The organism is Mesorhizobium sp. M7A.F.Ca.AU.002.02.1.1 (assembly GCF_003998535.1).
Classification (GTDB): domain Bacteria; phylum Pseudomonadota; class Alphaproteobacteria; order Rhizobiales; family Rhizobiaceae; genus Mesorhizobium; species Mesorhizobium ciceri.
The window spans coordinates 1-5635 of record NZ_RZPB01000405.1 but is presented as its reverse complement, the minus strand read 5'-3'; the positions used below and the strand labels follow the sequence as shown (position 1 = coordinate 5635).

Genomic DNA, 5635 nt, shown 5'->3' with positions numbered 1-5635 from the left:
GTCAGCGGCTCCTCGGCGAGGCGACGGGCCTCGAAGATGCGCCGCTCGCGCTCGTTGAGCACGGCAAGAGCGCCCGACAGCATGCCGCGCCGGTTTTCCAGCTCGTCCTGCTCGATCAGCATCTCTTCCTGGCTTTCGTGGTCGTCGACCAGCCAGTCCTGCCACTCGCCGGACTCACCTTCGCTCGCCCGGATCGGGGCATTGAGCGAGGCATCGCCCGACAGGCGGCGGTTCATCGACACCACTTCGGCTTCGGAAACGTTCAGCCTGGTGGCGATCTCGGCGATCTGATCGGGCTTCAAGTCGCCGTCGTCGAGCGCCTGGATCTTGCCCTTCACCTTGCGCAGGTTGAAGAACAGGCGCTTCTGGTTGGCGGTCGTGCCCATCTTGACCAGGCTCCACGAGCGCAGGATGTACTCCTGGATCGAGGCCTTGATCCACCACATGGCATAGGTCGCGAGGCGGAAGCCGCGCTCGGGTTCGAATTTCTTGACGGCCTGCATCAGGCCGACATTGCCTTCCGAGATCACTTCGCCGATCGGCAGGCCATAGCCGCGATAGCCCATGGCGATCTTGGCGACGAGCCTGAGGTGGCTGGTGACGAGCTTGTGCGCAGCGGAGGTGTCTTCATGCTCGGCATAACGCTTGGCGAGCATGTACTCTTCCTGCGGCTGCAGCATGGGAAAGCGGCGGATTTCTTCCAGGTAGCGGCTGAGGCCGCCTTCGCCGGAAACGATACTGGGTAATGACTGGGCCATGATAGCGCCCCCTCTCTATTGGAGTGATGCCCCCGAAACGCGGCGGGCATGTGACGCGAGCACCAAAAGGCTCGCCCGCGACATCGGATCTTATACAGGAACAAAACCAGAAAAGACAGGCATTTGTTCAACACGAAACAGTGTGTCACGGTGAAGTGAACAATGTCAGTCAGGTTTTTTGATGGCTTGTCGGTGACGGGTTCAGAGTTTGCGGAAGCCGCCGACGAGTTCCTCCATGTCCCTCGGTAACGGCGCCTCGAACCTCATCGTTAGATGGGTAGTGGGGTGGCGAAATGCAAGGAGCCAGGCATGCAAAGCTTGCCGGGGAAATGCCTTGACCTGGCTTTTCAGCGGTTCCGGCAGCCGGTTGGCCTTGGTGCGGAAGGCCTGGCCATAATCGGGGTCGCCGATCACCGGATGACCGATATGCGCCATGTGGACACGGATCTGGTGGGTGCGGCCGGTCTCCAGCCGGCATTCGACCATGCTGGCGGTGGCGAACTCCTGTTGGCTCTCGCCGAAGCGCTCCTGCACGGCAAAGTGGGTGACCGCATGGCGGGCGTCGTCGCGTCCTTCCGGCACCACGGCACGGCGCACGCGGTCGGCGGCGCGGCCGAGAGGCGCGTCGACCCTTCCGGTCGGCCTCTGCGGTATGCCCCAGACCAGCGCCAGATAGGCACGTTCGAGATCGCCGGTGAGGCCGTGATCGGCGAAAGCCTCGGAGAGTGACTTGTGGGCGCGGTCAGTCTTGGCGACCACCATGACGCCGCTGGTCTCCTTGTCGAGGCGGTGAACGATGCCTGGCCGCCGCACGCCGCCAATTCCGGAAAGGCTGTCGCCGCAATGATGGATCAGCGCGTTGACCAGCGTACCGGTCCAGTTGCCCGCTCCGGGGTGCACGACAAGCCCGGCCGGCTTGTTGATGACAATCAGCTCGTCGTCCTCATAAAGCACATCGAGTGCGATGTTCTCGCCCTGCGGCTCCGCCGGCTCCGGCTCCGGCATGGTAACCGACACGCTTTCGCCCGGCGCCATCTTGCGCTTGGTCTCATCGATCAGCTTGCCGTCGACCGAGACCGCGCCCTGCCTGATCAGCATCTGCACGCGGCTGCGTGACATGTCCGGACCAAGCCTTGCCGCCAGCCACTGGTCGAGGCGCTGACCGGCCGCGTCCGCATCCGCCACCAGCACGGTCGGTACCGCCTCTATCAATTCAGGGGCCTCTTCGTTATGAGCGCTCATTGAAAAACCGTTCCGGAACTGTTTGCCATGGCCAGCCCGATCGCCGAAGAAGACCAGGATAAGCCGCTCGACCCCGAGGTCGAAAAGGTGCGCAGGAAACTCGTCCGCTTCGTCGGGATCAATCTCGGCCTGCTGTTCCTCGCCCTTATGGTGGTGATCGGCGCCCTTGTCTACAAAGCGCGCAATGCACCGCCGGCGAACCCGCCGCTGGCCGGGGATATCCAGACACCCGCCGGCGAACCGGTCAGCGGCGACATCGTGCTGCCGGTCGGGGCCAAGGTGGTCAGCCAGTCGCTGTCCGGCAACCGTGTCTCGATCGACGCCGAGCTTGCCGACGGCAGCCGCACGATCTTCGTCTACGACATCACTGAGCGACGCCTGATCGGCCGCTTTGCGATCCGCAACAAGTGACCGAGCCGCAACGATGAACGGCAGCAGGCCCATGAGCAAGCCTCGGGGATGAGCGGGTTCGCCGAACATCGTCGCGTCGCCACGGTCGCCCTGGTCGTCGCCAATTATGACGAGGCGATTGCCTGGTATGTCGAGAGGCTGGGTTTCCTGCTCGTCGAAAATGTCGATCTCGGCGGCGGCAAGCGCTGGGTCACAGTGGCGCCGGCCAACGGGCAGGGCGCCAGGCTGCTGCTGGCCGAGGCTTCCGACGAGGCGCAAAGCAAAAGTATCGGCGATCAGACCGGCGGGCGTGTCTTCCTGTTCCTGGAAACCGACGACTTTGCCCGCGACCACGCGGCGATGCTGGAGAAGGGCGTCGAATTCCGCGAAGCACCGCGCTTCGAGCCCTACGGCACGGTGGCGGTTTTCGCCGATCTGCATGGCAATCTCTGGGATCTGATCGAACCGAAACGATAGGCTGACGGCCGGCTTTTCCTCGACCGGGGAAAGCGGCCTAACCCCAGTTGCTTTTTCCCAGCGCTCAGCCTATATCGCCGGTTCTTGAACGCGCCCATCGTCTAGCGGTCAGGACACCGCCCTCTCACGGCGGGAACAGGGGTTCGATTCCCCTTGGGCGTACCAAGTTTTTCGACAAATTTGCAGGATGCCGTCGATTTCGTTTCTGAAGTCGCGGAGCCTCGATACTGTGGCGTCCGGGAAACCCGCTCTGCACAGGTAGCCGCAGCCTTAAAAACTCCCAGTGGCACCAACCAACCCGGCCTTTATTTCATTCGTCTGGCAAATGTTAACGGACGCGAAACCGGAACCTTAACGTCCCCGCAACTCACGGCGAATATTAGTTTTCGCTTTAGTAGCTGTAGGAGGTTGAAATGCAGAAAATAGCTTATCGTTTCGCTTGGGACGAGTCTGGCGCGACCGCGATCGAGTATGGCTTGATCGCAGCTCTCATCGCGCTCGCGATCATCACCGGCGCCGGGGCGGTTGGCAATTCGCTCAACGGGATCTTCACGACCGTCGGCACTACGGTCAACAGCAGCGGCTCGTAAGTCGGTACATCAATTCGGTCGGCTATCGGCCGGATTCGCCGATCTCAGCCTCCAAAGCGCAGCGCGTACGTGCTTCCGATGCCGGGCATCGGAAGTGCGGACGGCGCACTTTCCATCGGTCGGCTTTATCCGTTGCGTCACCGCGTTCGTCGCTTCTGGCGCCGCGGAGCTGTTTGCATTAGCATCACGTCATGGATCCTGGGGTACGGCTCCAGCGGCGCGCAGAACGCCGCGCTGTCCTTAGGGCCAGTTGATCCATGGGGGAGGAAGGCCAATGCAGAAGCTGCAATCGCAGGGCGTCCATCACATCACGCTGGTCGGCGCCGGGCGCCAGACCTCTATCGATTTCTGGGAAGGCGTGCTCGGCATGCCGTTCATCTTCGAACAGCCCAATCTCGACAAGCCGAGGGAAAGCCACCTCTATTTCGATCCCGGCGACGGCCGGCTGATCACTATCTTCACCGACGAGAGCCGGACGCCGGAGAAGCGGCGCACGCCTACCGATCCGGGCTGTGTTCACCACATCGCCTTTTCGGTGTCGCGCGTCACCTTTCTGCAGGCGGTCTCCCGGCTTGACGAGCGCGGCATCAAGCACAGCGGCGTCAAGGATCGCGGTTTCATGGATTCGATCTATTTCGAGGATCCGCTCGGCCTGCTGATCGAGTTGGCGTCCTACCGCTTCGAACCGCCGGCGGGCTTCACCCATGCGGATGTGCTGATGGAAGCGCACAGGCTGCGGGTCGGGCGCGGCGACTACAACATCGCCGAAGTGCATCTCGCCGATGCGATCCAGACGCTCGTAGAGCGTTCCCGTGCCACTCTGTCGGACGATCGGGCGCCGAAGAACCCATACTGAACAGACCAGAGGGAGGAACAAGATGGCCAAGACAGCGACGAAGACTGCCGGGAAATCCGCGGCCAAAGCTGCCGCCAAGCCGGCGGCGAAAGCTGCGGCAACGCCAAAAGCCAAGGCGGCCGCCAAGCCTGCGGTGAAGGCGACGGCAAAAGCCGCGCCCAGGGCCAAGGCCAAGCCGGCCAAGAAGCCGGCGCTGAAGCTCAGCATGCTGAAGCCCAGCGTCAACAACATGACCGTGCGGGTGTTTGCGCGCGCGGCGGGTTTCGACCACGCCGAGACCGATGCCTGGGGCCACACCCGTTCGCCGGAGTTCATGGCGCGAAATCCCGCCCATTTGACACCGATGATCGAGGACAAGGGCCTGCCCAGAGGCGTGCTGTGGGAAAGCTGCGCTATCATGCAGTATCTCGCCAACAAGCACGGGTTGGAGAAATTCTATCCGAAGGCGCCGGCCAAGCGGGCGATGGTCGACAGTGCGATGTTCTACCTGATCGGCACGCTCTACCCCTATGTGGCGCGCGCCACCTATCCGGCGCTCGGCTTCCCGCACTATGCCGGCGAGGTCGGCCACAGCGACGCCCATCCCGACAAGAAGTCCGAAGCCCAGAAGGCGGCGATGGCGGCGATTGCCGAGCCGCTGGAGGTCTTCCACTCGTTCTTCAGGGACGGCAAGCCGTTCATCGGCGGCAAGCATCCGTCGATCGCCGATATCCGGCTGGCGGCGACGCTCGAATTTCTGGCCGTCATCGACTATGCCTTGCCCAAATGGGCGAAGGACTATGTGGCGGCGATTGAGAAGAAGCTCGGCAAGGCCTATAGCGAGCCGGCCGGCGACGTGCGCGGTTATATCGCCCATGTGAAGTCCCAGGCCAAGGCCTGAGCTTAAGGGTTCGTTAACCAAAGCCCTGTCTACTGCAGGCAATTCGCTTTCGGCCCGCGACCACGGATGTACTGGCGCAGAACGTCGCAGCGATAGGAAAGGTCGGCGCAATGCCGGCCTTTTGCTTTTCGCACGCTTTGTTCGACGCAATTCCCAAGGGAAAAGCGTTATGCGCTTTTCCGGGAAAACCGTTTCACACTTAACCGGCATTGCTTTATCGCCAGGCGCGATCGAGCAGCGATCAGACCGCGCAAGCCCAGTCAGGTGTCGCTTTTTCGGCGTCAAGTTTGCCGAGAGATATTGCCATTGCCGACGTTGGCCCTACCATCCATTGAGCGTCCCAGATGGACCGTGGTCAGGCGTGAGGGCTGGCGATGAAAAGCGTTGCGAGACGGATTGCGGTTGCGGGCGTGGTGCTGGCGGGCGCTGTTCATGCGTCAAG

At 62.3% G+C, this 5635-nt stretch carries 7 protein-coding genes and 1 tRNA gene; 6 read left to right on the top strand and 2 right to left on the bottom strand.

Features of this window, described 5'->3' with window-relative positions:
- Together rpoH and EN879_RS22445 are read right to left on the bottom strand one after the other, a co-directional pair.
- On the bottom strand, positions 1-758 hold a 758-nt coding region (gene rpoH, locus EN879_RS22450; protein WP_127274250.1), incomplete at its 3' end, for an RNA polymerase sigma factor RpoH.
- 201 nt (positions 759-959) lie between these two features.
- Positions 960-2000: an RluA family pseudouridine synthase gene (locus EN879_RS22445; RefSeq protein ID WP_013529256.1), complete on the bottom strand. Its 1041-nt coding sequence runs from the start codon at positions 1998-2000 to the stop codon at positions 960-962.
- Positions 2001-2027: 27 nt separating this feature from the next.
- Between EN879_RS22445 and EN879_RS22440 the strand changes: the two genes are divergently transcribed.
- The 6 genes from EN879_RS22440 (at position 2028) to EN879_RS22415 (ending at position 5193) form a co-directional block, all read left to right on the top strand.
- Positions 2028-2411 carry a fimbrial protein gene (locus EN879_RS22440; protein WP_013529257.1) on the top strand — a complete coding sequence of 128 codons (384 nt, stop codon included), beginning with the start codon at positions 2028-2030 and terminating at the stop codon, positions 2409-2411.
- A gap of 48 nt (positions 2412-2459) precedes the next feature.
- Complete coding sequence (locus EN879_RS22435; protein ID WP_063169153.1) at positions 2460-2867, top strand: VOC family protein; 408 nt, start codon at positions 2460-2462, stop codon at positions 2865-2867.
- A gap of 90 nt (positions 2868-2957) precedes the next feature.
- Positions 2958-3032 (top strand) — tRNA-Glu (locus EN879_RS22430).
- A gap of 248 nt (positions 3033-3280) precedes the next feature.
- The gene (locus EN879_RS22425; RefSeq protein ID WP_063169152.1) at positions 3281-3457 is read left to right on the top strand and encodes a Flp family type IVb pilin; all 177 of its coding nucleotides are present in this window, start codon (positions 3281-3283) and stop codon (positions 3455-3457) included.
- Positions 3458-3731: 274 nt separating this feature from the next.
- On the top strand, positions 3732-4313 hold the full coding sequence (locus tag EN879_RS22420) for a VOC family protein (RefSeq protein ID WP_013529260.1): 582 nt from the start codon (positions 3732-3734) through the stop codon (positions 4311-4313).
- Positions 4314-4335: 22 nt separating this feature from the next.
- Positions 4336-5193, top strand: coding sequence for a glutathione S-transferase family protein (locus EN879_RS22415; RefSeq protein ID WP_013529261.1), 858 nt, complete (start codon positions 4336-4338; stop codon positions 5191-5193).
- Positions 5194-5635: the final 442 nt, after the last annotated feature.